Origin of the sequence: Candidatus Venteria ishoeyi (genome assembly GCF_030378065.1) — a bacterium.
Lineage (GTDB): Bacteria > Pseudomonadota > Gammaproteobacteria > Beggiatoales > Beggiatoaceae > Venteria > Venteria ishoeyi.
This window is the reverse complement of record NZ_JAUCGJ010000020.1, coordinates 1-16515: the sequence shown is the minus strand read 5'-3', so window position 1 is coordinate 16515 and position 16515 is coordinate 1. Positions and strand designations below refer to the sequence as shown.

Here is a 16515-nt window from a genome sequence, read left to right as displayed (position 1 = left end):
TACAGAAACTGGGCGCAGGATTTTTATTCATTTTCAAAGTGTGAAAACAGGCGCATAGCAAGCTATGTAACTGTTTTCGGAACGCAGAAAATGGAGAAAAAGACCAGCCAGGTTGCTGAAGTTATAAAATTCTCGCTCCTAAGTTCAACATAAAAATGATGCTTCTCGTCACAAGAATTGCATGGTTTTAGATTTTTAGTCTTTAAGGGTATTTTTGGCAAACCAAAAAACAGGTAATCATTTATGGCTAAAGCCCTGTATTTTATTTTTTTATTCAGCCTTTTTTTCTCAGCCTCTTTAGGTGCACAAGTATCTGCTTCTTCTGCCGAGCAAAAGCATTTAACTTTTGGCGTACTGGAGTCGCCACCTCTGGTGCAACGTACGCCAGAAGATTTTCTGCAAGGTTTTTATATCGACCTATTACGGGAATATGCCAAGCTGCATAATCACAGTATTGATTTTGCCGTGACACGTTCCACATCCATGTTAGAGAAACTGGAAACAGGACAGTTTGATTTATTAATTGGCTTTAATCCCGAACAATATCCCCAGACACAATGGGTTTTTTCTAAAGAAAGCCTGGTCACACATTGGGCGGAAGTGTTCACCCATATTTCACGCTCAGGAAAAATTTATTCACTGCCTGATCTGGACAAGCGGAGCATTGGTCTGGTACAACAAACAAACGCTTCAACAAACTTAAAAAATTTATGTAACAGCTTCCAGATACGCTGTAATATCAAACAGTATCCCTCAAATGAGGCATTGCTCAAAGCCTTGGAGCAAGGTATTGTTGCCGCCATTGTGCTGGATACACTGGAAGCCCAGACTTATCAAAATCAACAGATATTACATAGCACGGGTATTGTTTTTGCGCCTCGCAACAAATATTTAATGGGACTGAAAGGTCGTTCAGAAGCCTTACTGCAAAACCTGGATATACAATTAGCCGCGTGGAAAACTCAAGCGGATTCCCATTATGAAACAGCCCGGCAAACCTGGTTGCAAACACCTCAAGCAGCACCGGTTTCACCCTTATCAGCCACGCCACTCAGCGCCATTAAGCAACCACTACTAACCGACAGGGTACGCTGGGGTTTGATGATTGCCGGTTTTTTTATTCTGCTTGGCACGTTATTACTATGGCGAAATTCCAAACAGGGGATGCGGATGCTGCGCTTAGAGCGCGATGTATTACAGCGTAATGAATCGCGTTTTCGTAACTTATTGGAAAATATCCCCTATGGTTTACAGGATATTGACTTAAATGGTCAGATTCTGTTTGCCAACAGCAGTTATTATAAGCAAATTACTATTTTTGAAGCGATCAAAGAAGCTGAAGAACAAAGGCGGGTGCAACAATACCTGAAAGTCTTAAGCATTGAACAACCAGAGCATCCTGATCCCATTTATACCACTTTGAAATGCCGAAGAAAATCTGGTTGTGCCGTGCGTATGGAATGGAGTTATAAATATGATGAGCAAGATCAGCTCACTGGTTTTTTTGTATTGGTTACTGATGTCACAGGCGTGGGAGAAACCAAAAAGCGTATCCGGGATTATCATATACAACTGAAAAAAGTGGCTGATGAGCGCAAAGCCGATCTCATGGATGCGTATAATGATTTATTGATTACGGCGGCAGTGTTTGAAAATACCTCGGAAGCAATCATGGTCATTGACCTGGAAGCCTGTCTTACCTCCATCAATCCTGCATTTGAAAGCATGACCGGATTTAATAAAGAACAGACTCTGGGCCAGCCGCTGAGTATGATGGCATCTAAAAAACATGATGCCAGTATTTATCCGCGTTTATGGGAAAAACTGCTGAATCAGCAATGCTGGCAAGGAGAAGTCTGGAACCAGCGTGCGAACGGTTCGATTTATCCGGGTTGGTTATCAATTAACGTGGTGCTTAACAGTGATGAAGAAGTGACGCAATATGTCGCTTTGCTCAGTGATATTACCAAACGTAAACAATATGAAAAGCAAATCTGGCGGCAGGCAAATTATGACGCGCTGACGCAATTGCCCAACCGCAATCTGTTCCATCGCCGACTGGAGCAGGCCATCAGCCGGGTGCGTCAGGACAAGCATCAGGCGGCGTTGATGTTTATTGACCTGGATCATTTCAAAGAAGTTAATGATACCTTAGGTCATGATGCCGGAGATGAATTGCTAAAGGCAGCCACACGCCGTATTGTTGATGCCGTGCGGAAAAATGATACGGTTGCCCGTATGGGTGGTGATGAATTTACAGTGATTCTACCCATTGTTGAAAAGCCTGATATTGCCATACAAATTGCCAAAAAAATCCTTGAAGGTCTGAATCAAAGTTTTACCTTAAACCAGGGAGAGGTGAATATTTCCGGTTCGATTGGCATAGTGATTTGCCCAAAAGATGGTGAAGATCTGACAACCCTGTTAAAAAATGCTGATATTGCCATGTATAAAATTAAAGAGCATGGACGCAATGGTTATTATCTTTATCAAAAAGAAAGTTAGTACATCTTAAAAAAATAAACAATATGAAACAAACAGAAGTCACCCAGCTTTATCAAAATCTGCTCAGCCATATTTCCACAGTCATGCAGGGCCAGGAAAATGCAATTCGAAAACTGCTGGCAGCTTTTGCCACGGGTGGACATATTTTACTGGAAGACCTGCCCGGCACGGGTAAAACGACCCTGGCAAAAGCCTTGTCACAATCGCTGGATGCCAGTTTTCACCGGATTCAATTTACCCCGGATCTATTACCTTCCGATATTCTTGGGGTATCCATTTTTGACCAACGCGAACAAAATTTTAAGTTTCATCAGGGGCCGGTTTTTACTGAAATCTTGCTTGCCGATGAAATCAATCGTGCCTCTCCACGCACACAATCGGCATTGCTGGAAGCGATGGCTGAGCGCCAGGTCAGTATTGACGGGCAAAGCTACGCGCTGCACGATACCTTTTTTGTCATTGCCACGCAAAACCCGGTAGAGTTTCACGGCACCTATCCCTTGCCCGAAGCGCAAATGGATCGTTTTGCCATGTCTTTCAGTCTCGGTTATGTCAGCCATGAAGAAGAAGTCAACATTCTGTCCCGACAACAGGGGCAAGTCACCGATCAATTTAACCTGCAAGCCTGTATTTCCCGCACGGAAATTCAACAATTACGCCAGCAGGTATTGCAAATCCGTATCAGCACCGAACTTAAACACTATATTGTCGAATTGATTCGCGCCACCCGTATTGCCACAGGTGTGGAATTGGGTGCCAGCCCCCGCGCTGCACTGGCGATTATGAAACTTGCGCAAGCCTTAGCCTTATTTGATGGTCTGGAATACGTGACCCCGGATCAGATTCAGGAAATCGCCACACCAGTGATTGCCCATCGCCTGAAAATAGACTCACAGGCACGTTTTTCCGGGCGGAATGCAGAAGATATTGTGCAAGAAATATTACAGCAAGTTGCGGTGCCGGTTTAACGAGAAAAAATCTCATGCTGAAAATCTCCCGACAAGTTTCCATCCCGGACGATGAAATTGAACTTTCCGCAATACGCGCTCAGGGCGCTGGCGGGCAAAACGTCAATAAAGTCTCTTCGGCAATACATTTACGTTTTGATATCAAGGCATCCTCACTACCGGAATTTTATCAACAGCGTTTATTAAATCTGAACGATCACCGTATCAGCAAAGCCGGTGTGATTGTGATTAAAGCGCAGCAATACCGCACCCAGGAAAAAAACAGAGAAGACGCACTGGCACGCTTGGCAACCTTAATCAAAGACGCCATCACCATACCCAAAGCCAGACGCCCCAGCAAACCCAGTAAAGGCGCACAGAAGCGCCGTCTGGAAGGCAAAACCCGGCGGGGTAAAGTGAAAGCGTTACGCGGTAAGGTTTTGGATTAGAACAAGGATTTAAGGCAAGTATTCACTCTCCCATAGGAATAACATCCAGACTGTTGAAATAGACTGTGGCAGAAACGGAGTGGCAGATAAACCCTATTAGACTATGATACAATCATTTGCCTTGCAGAACGGGTTAAGGCCGCGCTTGCCATGAATAAATCATCTCCACAAACAATTACGAATAACCTCATAGAAAAGATCTCTAGCTACAATCTGGATAATTTGCCTAGTGAGTTTGAGCTAAAGTCACTTCTTCGTGATGCTGATAAGCTTAAAAAAGTGAGTCCTGCTGAAGGGTGGATGCTCTTAGGCATGATTCATTCTTTATCTGATTATAGTGAAGAGTCTATTTATGCTTTTGAAAATGCATTAGCACTGTCAACCAATCAATTTAATTTAGTCTTAAAAAATTATATCGGCTCTTTGGAGTATCTTGGAAAGTTTGAGGATATTTGTGACTTACTCAAGAAGTATATATCTGATGATAATCATGACTTGATAAGTTCTGCTATAACGATATTTGCCAGGTATGGACTTATTGACGATGCCCTGAGTTATCAGCGTAAGTTAAAAAAACTCAATATTAAAATTCCTCTTGAAGCGCAGCTTAACTATCTTGTTGCGCTTTGCTCACAATTAAATATTGATTATAGTCACTTGCATGAAATATATTTATTCGCATTATCCTCTATGCATAAAGCAGGAGTAATGCCCAATAAAATGGAGTTCATGGAAGCAGATGACGCATTAATAATTATATTTTATGTGAATACCAGTGCTGAAAACATATCAAATATTGAGTGGTCTATCGTTGACAAATTAGCTGAATCAAATACATCTCCAGCTATCTTGAAAAAAATTGTGCCTATTCTTAAATCACAAAGTTAAATTATTTTATTATGCCCTGCACACCTGTTGAGATACTAAAAGTCGCTGAAAAGTTAAGTCAGAGCAGCGATGAAGCTGAGTTGCGAGCAAGTATAAGCAGAAGCTACTATTGTGCATATCACTCATGCCTGAATGATCGTGGAATAACAGATACCAATGCGTGGGTAGGCGGACGTGGCGGTATTCACCAAAAATTGATTGATGAATATATGCATGATGGTAACAAGGCTATTGGCTATATGCTAGATAATCTGAAAGTAAAACGAACAATAGCTGATTATAAGTTGACCGAGAGTCTTGAGAAAAATGATGCACAAGCCATGTTGCGCTCTGTACATAGACTCCTGGAAAAAATCCATTCTTCCTGAGTTTCTCTCTATTTCAGGAAATATGCTATCGCTTGGATAACACCCCTTCAAGGGCTGTTATCCCTTGAAAAGACCTTAGATTTCAGCTTTTTTATCCGATTCTGCAATTTCCAGATGATGAGGTAAAATCTGTACGCCAAGCAGCAATGGGGCCGTGGGCAAAACACCATCAGAATGAAACCTGGCAAGTTTTGTTGTCCAGAGATTTAGATAAAGTTGCTCCCTGGCTGGACAGTCGTGCTGAAATCACCCAGGAATGGGTGCAGCAAGCAGCCAAAGAACTTGAACTCAGCGAAGAAGCCGTGCAGCACGAATACGAAGCACTGGCAGAAGAATTACCCTTGCGCTTGAGCTGGCGCAATCAGGAGCAACAGGCATGACAGCCTATTATTGAATTCAAGCATTTTCATTAAAGGAAGCATAATATGCCAAAACAACAATCCAAAAACCGTTTCGGTGCTTTGCCGCCGCAATATCATTTCGTATTAAACCCTTTTCCCGACACGCGTTGCAGCACTTGCCCAAACTGTGGCGCAAAAACCGGGCAGCGCAAGCTGCCACTGCTGATCCATATCGACCCTGACACCCTGATTGCGATTAATTACACCAATCGCTACTGCAAACGCTGCAATCTGCTGATTGGTCACAGGTTTGATATTGAACGCCTGCTGGCGGAAACTTTCCGTGAGGGCAAACCGGAGATTATCGGCAACGATTACCTGATTTTCGCAACGCTTGAGAAAAAAACGTGGCGGGAGAGTACGCAGCAGCCCAAACCTCCAGCAGAATTGAGAGAAAAAGCCAGTGACTTCAAGAGTTACCAGGAACTGCAAATGTCAATGGGGGGTTGGTTTCATAAAGACCAGGAACCACCGGCCAGGAAGCCGCCACCATCAACGGAATGGGTGGGTAAGGCGGATAAGTAAAACACCATCCGCCATTTGGCCTGCCAAACTGAACGCAGTACAAGCATGAACAAAAAAGCCATAAAAACCACAGGAAAAAGGTGCGATACACATAAGCAACTCAAAAATCATACACTCAAACTTATCCGATCATTTTATGGTGATGGCACATGCCCGAATAATGCCGTCGGCTATGCCTGTTCCGGGGATGCCTGACAAGGCTTCCCCGGAACATTGAAACGATATTTAGAGGCTTAAAAGAACCCTGAACGCCAGCTAAAGAACAAGCTGTAATCATGATCTGCCTGCACGCCATTACGATCTTGATAAATAGGTTTGGAAAATTCTAAACTGATATTGTTGGCGGTTGCCACCATCCAGTTGATACCAATAGACAGCTCAACTTTCTCACCACCATAATTTTCCGGGTTTGCACCTAAGCCGGGGCCGTATATCTTGGGATCTATACCCTGAATCGTATCCTGGGTTTCTCCGCGCAGGCGCACGGAACCAGCAAGCCTGGGTTGCCATTCATAAGTCAGCCATGCCGTTACTTCATGTTTATTGCCATAACGCCAGCCCTGACTGTTTTTACTTTCCAGTGGTAGTGTCGCGAGATATTGCGCACCCCAGCCCCATTGCTTTTGTTTACCCCAATAAGCCACGCCAAGCAGCGCGTCCCAAGTGCCGGAGCCAAGCTGCATACCATAAGCCAAACGGGCTTTTTTCCGGGTATTTGCAGGTGTTAATTGTACATCCTCTTCTTTAATACTGCCGGTGGGTGCGCTTAATACCGTATCAATGATGACATTGTGTTTATTGCCTTTGCTATTATAGGCTCGAAATATTGAACCAAACTTAATGTCCCCCAGCCCTTTTGAACTCACCGTTTTGGTGCCTAAACTGTTGCTGCCCATGCCACCGGCAAAGGTTTCCATGGTGGTTTTTTTACTGACCAATGGTGCCAGCGCAACCAGTGCTATCTTGTCATTGATAGAGAAATTTGCATAAGGGAATATGACATCGGCTTTTGCTTTTTTAGGAACAACGCGCAAAGTCGGGGGTTGCCCTGGATTGCCAAAAAAACGATTAGGGGCGCTGGTCACCACAGTTGCTGCTGAAACAGCATCACGCCCTTGTAATAAGCCCTTGAATTCATAATGCTGATAGTTAATACCGGCAACACCCTGGCCTTTTTCCGGAAAAGCATAAATGCCAAATAGCCCTGAAGGCACGGGAATAGGGACTTGTTTCCTCACTTTGCGCATTTTTTTTATCCGATTGGATAATTCACGTCGCTGCTCATAAGTATCATCATCCTGCGCAACAGCAAACGTCGGCATTGCACTGGATAGTAGTGTTGTTGTTAATAGGGTTATACCCAATTTCATAACATTCTCCCTGGGGTGTGATAGTTGATCTGGGTTGTTTATTTATTGAAATCGCAATAAATGAACAACTTGATCAATTCGTATTTTTTTATTTTAATAGATCAGAAGCGCCTAACTGCTTGCCGCGAAAAACATCATGACATGCCACACAGCCTGAAGTAATAGGAGCCAACAGCGCGGCAGCCTGCGCCATATCATCGCCATCTGCCGCTTTTGCCAGTTTAATGGCATTACCTTCTACGGTATCGTTAAAGCCTTCAAGTAACGCCAGGCGTTCATCTGTAATATTTTCCATTCCCATATAGGGCAGCAGGCCACCGACGGGAATACGGTGATTGGCAAGGCGTCTGGCACTGTCGGCAACCATTTCCGAGCTGTTGGTCATGATGCCCATCACAATACCCTGATAATCCTGTAAGACTTCCAGCATCACCTGACGTAAAGTGGCTTTATCACTGTAGCGGTTATGCATTGCCAGGATTGCCATGATCGCCATTTTGGTATCCGTGGATAAGCCCTGCACTTTCTTTTTCAATTCAGGTTTCATCATATCCATTTGTTTTTGCAGTATGGCTTTCAGGTTATCCATGCTGGGTTCGGCATGGCTATTTGCCATAAAAATAAAACTGCCAAAAAACAACGCCATTGTGATGGTAATAAATTTCATAAAGTTTTTGCATTGAGGTAGCACGCTTCCACTCCTATATAAGGGTTCTCTAAAGGCTTGTTTTATGAAGAATATTTTATTAAATATCCGGCTTACAGGCCATAAAATTTCAGGCAAGCTGGGCTTGTGAAACTTGATAAACATACGCACAATTTGATAAGTATGCGGTTACAGTTTGTAACAAAATGTAAAAAGATGTTAAAAAAACATCTGGCAAGTAACTGAATTCATAATAATAACATTTATTTTCTTGACTAAAAGGCAATCACCTGTAAAACTGTAAATGAACAGTGTTTATTTAGATTGGCTTTTAATTGCAAAACAGACTACATTAAACTTGACTGTCATATAAAAAGAGGAGACACCGTCATGAGCATTTTTCAACGTATGAACGACATTATTAATGCCAGCATCAATGATCTGCTGGATCGCGTGGAAGATCCTGAACGCATGATCAAACAAATTATCCGTGAAATGGAGGACAACATCGCCCAGGCCAAAGAAGGCGTGATCGATGCCATTGCCAGTGAAAAGCAATTGGAAAAAGAACTGGAACGCCATCGTAAACAGGCGGACAGTTGGCATGATAAGGCGCGTCAGGCACTGGCGAATGATAAGGAAGAATTAGCACGTTCGGCGCTGGCACAGAAAAAAGAAATTGATCGCATTATTGAAAATCTGGAACCTTCCTGGGAATCTGCGGCACAAACCAGTCAACGCCTGAAAAAACAGTTAAAGGCTTTGGAACAGCGTCTGGATGAAGCCAAACGCAAACGCACCACCTTACAGGCACGACAACGCGCAGCTCAGGCACGGACACAGATGAGCCAGACCATGGACACATTTCAAAATGGTCTGGATGCTCAGCATAAGTTTGATCGCATGGAAGATAAGGTGTCAGAAATGGAAGCACGCAGTGAAGCCATTGATGAACTGGAAGATGACAACACCCCCCTGGAAAAGGAATTTCTGGAAATGGAAATCGACCAGGATATCGAAGCAGAACTGGCAGCGATGAAAAAGGATTTGGACAAGTAAACTGAGTTCGATTTAGGCTTCATTCATCGCTTATAGCGATAAAAGTCGCCTAAATCTCATGCTGAATTCTTGATAGTGTGTGCTGGATTTTAGGTATTTTGGAGAAAAAACTTAGATCGAACTCAGATTGAATGAGCTAAGGAGTGAGGATGAAATAAATGCAGAAACTGGGTGCAGGATTTTTATTCATTTTCAAGGCGTGAAAACAGGCGCATAGCAAGCTATGTAACTGCCTAAGTCCAAACAGGCATAACGTAGAAAATGGAGAAAAAGACCAGCCAAGTTGCTGAAGTTATAAAATTCTCACTCCTAAGTTTGGTTTAGCGTCATTCAGCGCTTATGGCGCTGAAAACTGCCTCCATCTCATGCCAGGTTTTAGCTTGTACGTACTGGATTTTTATACCTTGTTCCCAACATCTGCGTTGGGAATACATGCCCTGGAAGCGCCGCTTCCAGTATTTGCCAAGCAGAGCCTGCAAGGTAAGCATTCCCAAGTAAAACTTGGGAATGAGGGGAGAATTTAATCTTCTGAAAAACTGAATTCCCCGACAGCCCCCCAATCTCACGTAGGGATACCCCCTTGAAGTGGTGTTATCCCTTAAATAAACCCAAGACCTTCCAGGTTTAACGAACCTGGAAGGTCTTATCAGAGGTTTTTTAATATGGACATCATCATCGCCACCATTATCAGCGGAATTTTTCTGTTTATTGCTTATATCCTGACCTTGATTCAGACACCGAAAACACTACGCTGGCTTAATATTCTGTGGGTTATCTGTGGCGCGTTGGCCATATTCACTGATAGCAATGATTTCATAGAATTTTGTGCTGTTATGGGTTTATTTCTGGTGCCATTAACCCTGATTGTTACGCTGGTAAAACGCCTGAACAAAACTTCATTACCCTCAAACCTGTCTTCGCACCTGCGCCCCTTGTTGTTATTACGCCAGACCTTAAGCAAACAATATCAACAAGGTGATATTGATGACAAGGAATACCAAACTTTAAGTAATGCCTTAAATCCTTTACTGGATGAGGCTGTCAGTGCGATGCCGGGAACTTCGGCGCAACGTGAAAGAGAGATTGCCGCAGCCTGGCTATTATTAGAAGCACACTTAAAACAAGAGGCCAAACAACAAGCGCATAAACCCAGCATTCCCACGCCAGCGCGTGGGAATGAGAAACCGACCAGTATTCCTGAAAAAACAGCAGATAAAACACACAGTCTGGAAATTGACGACGCTGCTTTTGAATTACCGGAAATAGCCACACCCAGCGCAGTCGTATCAAGCAAACACAAAGCAGAAAAACCGGCTTATTCACCTTATGCCAGTGACACCCCGATTCCTTCCGTACCCGCGCATCAACACACAGTTAAGCAGAAAAAACCTGAGGTTTCCACCCAGATTCATCAAGTACACAAAGCGCATACGCCTGCGCATGACGTTCCTACACAGGCACATAATATTCCCACACCAGCGTATGGGAATGAAGTTAAGCAGCCCAGCCGCTGGCAGCAGCTACAAAACCAAAGCCAACGCTGGCTGCTCAACATTCTGCTCCCCTTCTTATGGCAAAACATTGGCTGGTTTATTGGTGGTTTTTGCCTGGTTTCCGGCTCCATTTTCCTGGTAACTTACACCAGCGGTTATAACAAAGCCCTGGCGGTGCTGGGCGTTTTGCTGTTTTACACGGCGCTGATGTTCTGGGGCGGCTATCAGATTCAGCGCCATTACCCCAAAAAATATCAGACCAGCCAGACGCTGTTAATTTTAGGCATATTGCTGATTCCGCTGAACTTCGCCACCGCCACCCGCCTGATATTGCTGGCTGATGGTTTTATGCAAGGTACGCTGGCACTGGTTTTATCGGCGCTGACGCTGTTCAGTTTGGGTTTTGCCGCGCGTCTGGCTTCTGGTTTAATGCAGCGCAGTTTGAATCGAACCCATGCGCCGCTGTTTATTCTGCTCTCCACCTTACAGTTTGGCTTGCCTGTGTTATTACTGCTGCCGCATTGGAGCAGCCTGATGGCGGCGCATGTGGTGTTGCTGGCAGTGCTGGCCTATGCCTTGTGGTCTTTCAGCACGGGCTGGCTATACGCCTTGTATGAAGAGAAAAAACAACTGGCCTGGTATGTGGTCGGCACGCTGGTGTACAGCAGTGTTATCAGCTTCGTGCATTTGACCTGGAGTGCCACGCAAAACCTGCCCAATGGTTATTTTGGGCCGTTTTTAATGGCCTTATGCGCCCTGTTGCTGTATGCCGATTTACAAATCAAAGCCCATATTGATAAAAAAATCTGGCTCAACAGCCTGAATTTTGTGTTGTACGCCCTGCCGGTGGTGGCTTTGTTGCTGGCGTTGTTACCCGATGCGCAGATAGCCAGCGCTTTGCTGCCGTTAAGCCTGGTGTTATTGCTGGCGTGTCTGTTTTACGCGACCTTGCTCTGGCACAGTCTCAGCCTGCCGCCACTGGCGTTGTTGCTGACCAGTTTCAGTGCTTTATACGCCATCTGGGTATTGCGTTTTACCCCCGCCGACACCCATTTTTTACTCAGCCTGCCGGGGCTTGCCACCATATTGGGCTTATACCGGGTGGCACTGAAGCGTCAGGCTGAAAGCGTGGCGCGCCAGATTCAGCATTTTTTACTGGGTTTGATTCCGATGTTGGTGTTATGGAGTTTGTGGCAGGCCAGCCCCGGCTGGAGTTCCATGTTGACACCGCTCAGCGCGGTGCTGGCTTTAATGCTGGTGCTGCGCATTCCGCTGACTTCGCTGAGTACCCTGCAAAAAACAAGTGCGGCATGGCGCTGGAAATGTTATCTACCGCTGGTCTTTATGGTGCTAACCCTGGCTTATACCCCGGTGTGGACAGCCTTATGGAGTCAGCAATTCAGCGCGGCTTTGCTGTTATTGTCCACGCTGTGGGTACTGTGGGCCATCAAAATACGCGATCTGGCGCAAACCATCTGCCACAGCGAAGTGCTGGTAAATACCAGCCTGCTGAGTCTCTCCGCTGCCACTTTATTAGCTTTTTATCATCTGGACGGAGGCTTTACTGCCAATTTGTTGATGTCCGGTGGCGCACTGTTGCTGTTGTTAAGTTTGAGTTTCCGCAGTCGTTTTCTGCTGGTGAGCGCATTATTGGCATGGGCTGTCAGCGCAGTGTTGTTTATTCAGTTTTATAACATCGTCACCACCGGGCAATCCGGTTTTATCCTGGCAATATTACTGTTTATGCTGCTGTGGTGGCTGGAACGCCGCCAGGAAAGCCAGATTATGGCAGTGGATCTGGACAATAAAGATACGGAAAACTGGCGCTTATCCCTGTTGTGGCTGCTGCCACTGCGCGCCAGTGATTACAGCAGCAAAACTGAAATGGTACTGCCCGTCCTGCAATGGTCTTTTGTGCTGTTATGGCTGTTCGGCACGGCTAAATTAATCGGCAGCTTATTTTTTGCGGGCAATGCTTTTACCACCCCGGCTGAGTTATGGCTCATACTCTCACTGCCCGCGCAGTGGTTCCCTGTTTTGGCCTTAGCCATGCTGGTGACGCTGATACAAGCCGGGCGCAGTCGTTATTTATCCCCACTTATTCCGCTGGCAACGCTGTTTGCTGTGGTTTTATTATGCAGCCTCAGCGCCCCCTTATTGGATATTTCCCTGCTGCGTCTGGCTGTTATCAGTATTGCCCTGTGGCTGGTTGGTACTGTACTTGCGCATCAAGGCACCTGGCTGTGGAATACTTTGGGCTGGCGCGGCGGTTATGACCGGCTGGATAGCAAAGTCAGTGGCGGTGCGTTTGCCACCGAGCTATATCTGCACTGGAGTGTTGCGCTGTTATTATTATTTGCCCTGCTCAGCAGTTTTGCCTTCCCTGAATTAGGTATCAGCAATATCCTGTTAGTGTTGAATATCCTGTTTTTCGCCGTAACGGGGCAGCGTTATCAATTATCCACTCATGCTTATCTGGTGGTCACAGGTATCAGCGTTTTATGCTTTAACCTGTTTATGCCCGGCCTGCTCAGCAGTCATCACTGGTTATTCGCGGAAGCCGCATTTTTCTGGATGCTACTGAGTTTTTCACTCATTGTCATATCGCTGTTGCTGCGCCGCTGGCAGCAGGATAATGCCTACATTGCACCACTGCATGATATGGCTTGGCTGCTCTATATTCTGAGTTTTGGTCTGCTGCTATGGCAACCGGTATTCTCAGGTTTTCAATTCAAAGCCGTGGTCTTGCCCTGGATGAGCGCCACCCTGGCGCTGGCTGCAATCACCTTGCTACCCCTGCTGGCACCGCAAAAAAATAAACTTGCCAGTCATCTGCGTGGCTTGTGGATGCCGCTATTTTTGAGTCTTGCCCTGCTGCTGGCGCTGAACTCTTATCCTTTGTTTCATCTGGAAGTCTTTATGGTTTGGGGGTTTATACTCTGGGCCAACCAACATTTTGTACTACCCCACTGGAACAGTGCTTATCCCAGTCTAGCGATTAATCCACTGCTCAGCGTACAACTGGGTTTTCTGTTTGTACTGGGTGCGTTTATCGGGCAGTGGTGGGAAACTGTACTGCCAGTCCTGCCGCTGCCGGACAATACGCCGCCCATGCTGGAGGCCAGCTTAACGCCCTTGCTGGCGCTGTTAGCCATATTGCAGGATACGCAACTGCTGCTGTTTGCCGGGCTAACGCTTTATTCCCTGTTCATGTTAACAAGCCCGCGCACACGTTTTCCCGGCCTCAATAACTGGACTGCGGTATTGATAACACTGCTGGGCTTGAGTGTTTTATTACATATTTTCCCGATACAGGGCAGCCTGCCCAAAGCCCTTATCATAGGCGCGATACTCTGGCTCAATACCTTGTTATATCTGGGCTACCGGCAGACAGACCACATCCCCGCATGGCTGCGCAGCCAGCAAAAACTGCTGCGCCGACTGGCTGCAACTCTGCTCAGCGCTTGCTGGCTGATGGTGTTTATCCCGCTGCTGATTAAACTGGCGGATCTGACCTATGAAGGCATGTGGTCGGTCGAGCCTTATACCCCTTTGTTGCCAACACCTTCATTTCTGGTGACTGGCTTTACTCTATTACTGTTATTTTCATTCCTGCACTGGTTATGGCAGCGTCCCAACTGGCTGAATGCGCAATTAATCCATTTAACGGTATTGACGCTGTTACTGCTGGCGCTGGCTCCCTTATTGGGCTTATCGCTGCTGCTGATAGGCTGGGCGGGGTTGTTGTGGCTGCTGTTTTATCATTTTGCAATTGGAATGCAACTATCTGATAACGCTACTAACAATCCCTCCCCCCCACAGGGGGAGGCTAGGAGGGGGGCGATCAAAAGTGCCAGCCTTTTCTCCCATGAATCCTGGCAATGGCTCAACAAAACCGCATTATTTAATCTCTATATGGGATTTATCCTGGCCCTGGCTGGCTGGGTGGTTGTGGAACGCCCGCTGTGGGAAACCCTGCTCAGCCTGCTGGCACTGATTGCCTTAAGCAGCGTCATACACTGGACTTTACCCCGTAGCGCCAGCGTACTGCGCTGGGGCTGGTCTGTCACCAGCGTCGGTTTATTATTATTCGCCCTGCATTGGATCTGGTTTTTATTCCTGCCATTCAGCGTCAGTGAAACTGCACTGCTGCCCTGGTTCGCGCTGGAAATGGTCTTGTTATTATGGCTGTTGCGCTGGCTGAAACCCTTGCAACAAAACTTGCCGGGATTTTTCACAAGCTGGGTGCTGGGCTTACTGGTATTGGAGTGGCTGCTGCATTTCTGGTGGTATTATCAGGCACTTGCAGGCAGCTATCCAGCGTCTGTATTGTTTGGTATTTTCGACACGGTGGCAGCATTATCCGCTTTAGGCTTATTAGTACTTTATTGGCTGGACAAATACCCATTAAGCACCGAACAAGGTGTCTATCGTCTGCTGGGGCTGGCACTGCTTGCAGCCTTGTATCTGCGCCTGCAATGGCTGGGTTTAGCACCTTTAGGCGTTATCGACACCAGTGCCTGCCTGATACTTGCTGCCATCTTGATATTATGGGCAAAAAAACCAGCACATCCCGCTGCTGTATCACATTTTGCCCTGCTGCTGCCCGCGCTGGCGATACTCAGCGCACCGCTGCAACTGGCCTCGGAACACGCCAGTATCGCCTGGATCAGTGCCGCCACGCTCTATTTGCTGCTGTCACGTAGCAGTGGTAAACGCCATTCCCTGCCCTTGTATCTGGGGCTGCTGGCACTGAATCTAGGTTTATATTTATGGATACCAGCCTGGGTGGATAAAACCCAATTGCTGCAACTGTATATCGTACCGGCTGCAATTACCGTGCTGCTGATGCTGCAACTACACTGGCTGGAGCTGAAACCCAGCACCACCCACAACATGCGCCTTGCCGCGCTCAGCGCCTTATACGCTGCGGCAACGCTGGATGTCTTCCTGCAACCGGGGTTGGGTATTTTTATGCTGACACTGGGTTTAAGCTTCGGTGGCATTCTCATCGGCATACTCTGGCAACAACGCGCTTTTCTCTACAGCGGCGTGGCATTTTTGCTGCTCAATGTCTGTGGGCAGTTATTGCAGCATTATCCCGAAGAAACCCTGGGCAAGGCGATTATCTTAATGGCAGCAGGCGGTTTAATCATCGGCAGTATGATAGGCTTCAGCCTGCAACGGGAATGGGTGTTGGAAAAAATAAGCCGGATGCAGGCGAATTTAAGACAATGGGAATAATGGGAATAAGGCATGCAATATCTCAACGACCACTGGACGGATGAAATTGATTTACTGGGTAGAACCGATTTTGCCAAGGCCATCCGTCAGTTATTACTGGGCGCAGACACCCCGTTTGCCATGTCCATTAACGGTCGTTGGGGTTCCGACAAAACCTCCATGCTGCGCGCTTTGATGACGGCAATGGACGGCATTCCCGTTGCCAGTTTATCAGGGCTGTTTGAAAACCCGGAAGATCGGGGTGACGGGCAGTTGCCGGATGATTTAAAAGTCCTGGATGAGAAAGGAAAATGGATCGTTCAAGATGAAGTATTAAAACAACAACTCAAAAACACCAAAACCGTCTGGTTTAACCCCTGGCAATACCAGAATGAAGACAATCCCATCATCCCCCTGCTGCACGAAATCCGCGAGCAGGTGCGCCAGCATTATACATTCACGCACCAGACCAAAAAAGAAGCCATGCATTCCAAGCCAGGATTTAGAGTCCTTTAAAAAAGGCAAAAAAAAGCCCCTTCAAGTTCTACCTTGAAGAGGCTTTTTCCTCTGAATTAATCCCTGGCAATGACCTACTTTCACATGGGAGCCCCCACACTATCATCGGCGCTAAGCGGTTTCAC

The 16515-nt window shown here is 46.3% G+C and carries 12 protein-coding genes; 10 read left to right on the top strand and 2 right to left on the bottom strand.

What is annotated here, in order from left to right; genetic code table 11:
* The first annotated feature begins 243 nt into the window (after nucleotides 1–243).
* The 7 genes from QUF61_RS08535 (at nucleotide 244) to QUF61_RS08505 (ending at nucleotide 6083) form a co-directional block, all read left to right on the top strand.
* Nucleotides 244–2505 (top strand): diguanylate cyclase domain-containing protein, encoded by a 2262-nt coding sequence (locus tag QUF61_RS08535; protein WP_289681328.1) that lies wholly within the window; start codon nucleotides 244–246, stop codon nucleotides 2503–2505.
* Between the two features lie 23 nt (nucleotides 2506–2528).
* Nucleotides 2529–3473 (top strand): AAA family ATPase, encoded by a 945-nt coding sequence (locus tag QUF61_RS08530; RefSeq protein ID WP_103920805.1) that lies wholly within the window; start codon nucleotides 2529–2531, stop codon nucleotides 3471–3473.
* A 14-nt stretch (nucleotides 3474–3487) separates the two neighbouring features.
* Nucleotides 3488–3901, top strand: coding sequence for an alternative ribosome rescue aminoacyl-tRNA hydrolase ArfB (arfB, locus tag QUF61_RS08525; protein ID WP_289681327.1), 414 nt, complete (start codon nucleotides 3488–3490; stop codon nucleotides 3899–3901).
* Between the two features lie 150 nt (nucleotides 3902–4051).
* On the top strand, nucleotides 4052–4789 hold the full coding sequence (locus tag QUF61_RS08520) for a hypothetical protein (protein ID WP_289681326.1): 738 nt from the start codon (nucleotides 4052–4054) through the stop codon (nucleotides 4787–4789).
* An 11-nt stretch (nucleotides 4790–4800) separates the two neighbouring features.
* A complete protein-coding gene (locus tag QUF61_RS08515) occupies nucleotides 4801–5157 on the top strand; it encodes a hypothetical protein (protein WP_289681325.1) in 357 nt (118 codons plus the stop codon).
* A gap of 194 nt (nucleotides 5158–5351) precedes the next feature.
* The gene (locus QUF61_RS08510) at nucleotides 5352–5537 is read left to right on the top strand and encodes a wHTH domain-containing protein (protein ID WP_289681324.1); all 186 of its coding nucleotides are present in this window, start codon (nucleotides 5352–5354) and stop codon (nucleotides 5535–5537) included.
* Between the two features lie 45 nt (nucleotides 5538–5582).
* Nucleotides 5583–6083 (top strand): hypothetical protein, encoded by a 501-nt coding sequence (locus QUF61_RS08505; RefSeq protein ID WP_289681323.1) that lies wholly within the window; start codon nucleotides 5583–5585, stop codon nucleotides 6081–6083.
* A 233-nt stretch (nucleotides 6084–6316) separates the two neighbouring features.
* Here QUF61_RS08505 and QUF61_RS08500 read toward each other — a convergent pair whose 3' ends face one another.
* Entirely contained in the window at nucleotides 6317–7453 is a 1137-nt protein-coding gene (locus QUF61_RS08500; RefSeq protein ID WP_289681322.1) for a hypothetical protein, read from the bottom strand.
* Between the two features lie 88 nt (nucleotides 7454–7541).
* Complete coding sequence (locus tag QUF61_RS08495; RefSeq protein ID WP_103920798.1) at nucleotides 7542–8120, bottom strand: cytochrome c; 579 nt, start codon at nucleotides 8118–8120, stop codon at nucleotides 7542–7544.
* 369 nt (nucleotides 8121–8489) lie between these two features.
* Here QUF61_RS08495 and QUF61_RS08490 point away from each other — a divergent pair, with 369 nt between their 5' ends.
* The 3 genes from QUF61_RS08490 (at nucleotide 8490) to QUF61_RS08480 (ending at nucleotide 16390) form a co-directional block, all read left to right on the top strand.
* A complete protein-coding gene (locus tag QUF61_RS08490) occupies nucleotides 8490–9158 on the top strand; it encodes a PspA/IM30 family protein (protein WP_289681321.1) in 669 nt (222 codons plus the stop codon).
* 662 nt (nucleotides 9159–9820) lie between these two features.
* A complete protein-coding gene (locus tag QUF61_RS08485) occupies nucleotides 9821–15895 on the top strand; it encodes a hypothetical protein (protein WP_289681320.1) in 6075 nt (2024 codons plus the stop codon).
* A gap of 12 nt (nucleotides 15896–15907) precedes the next feature.
* Complete coding sequence (locus QUF61_RS08480) at nucleotides 15908–16390, top strand: P-loop NTPase fold protein (RefSeq protein ID WP_103920795.1); 483 nt, start codon at nucleotides 15908–15910, stop codon at nucleotides 16388–16390.
* The last annotated feature ends 125 nt before the right edge of the window (nucleotides 16391–16515 follow it).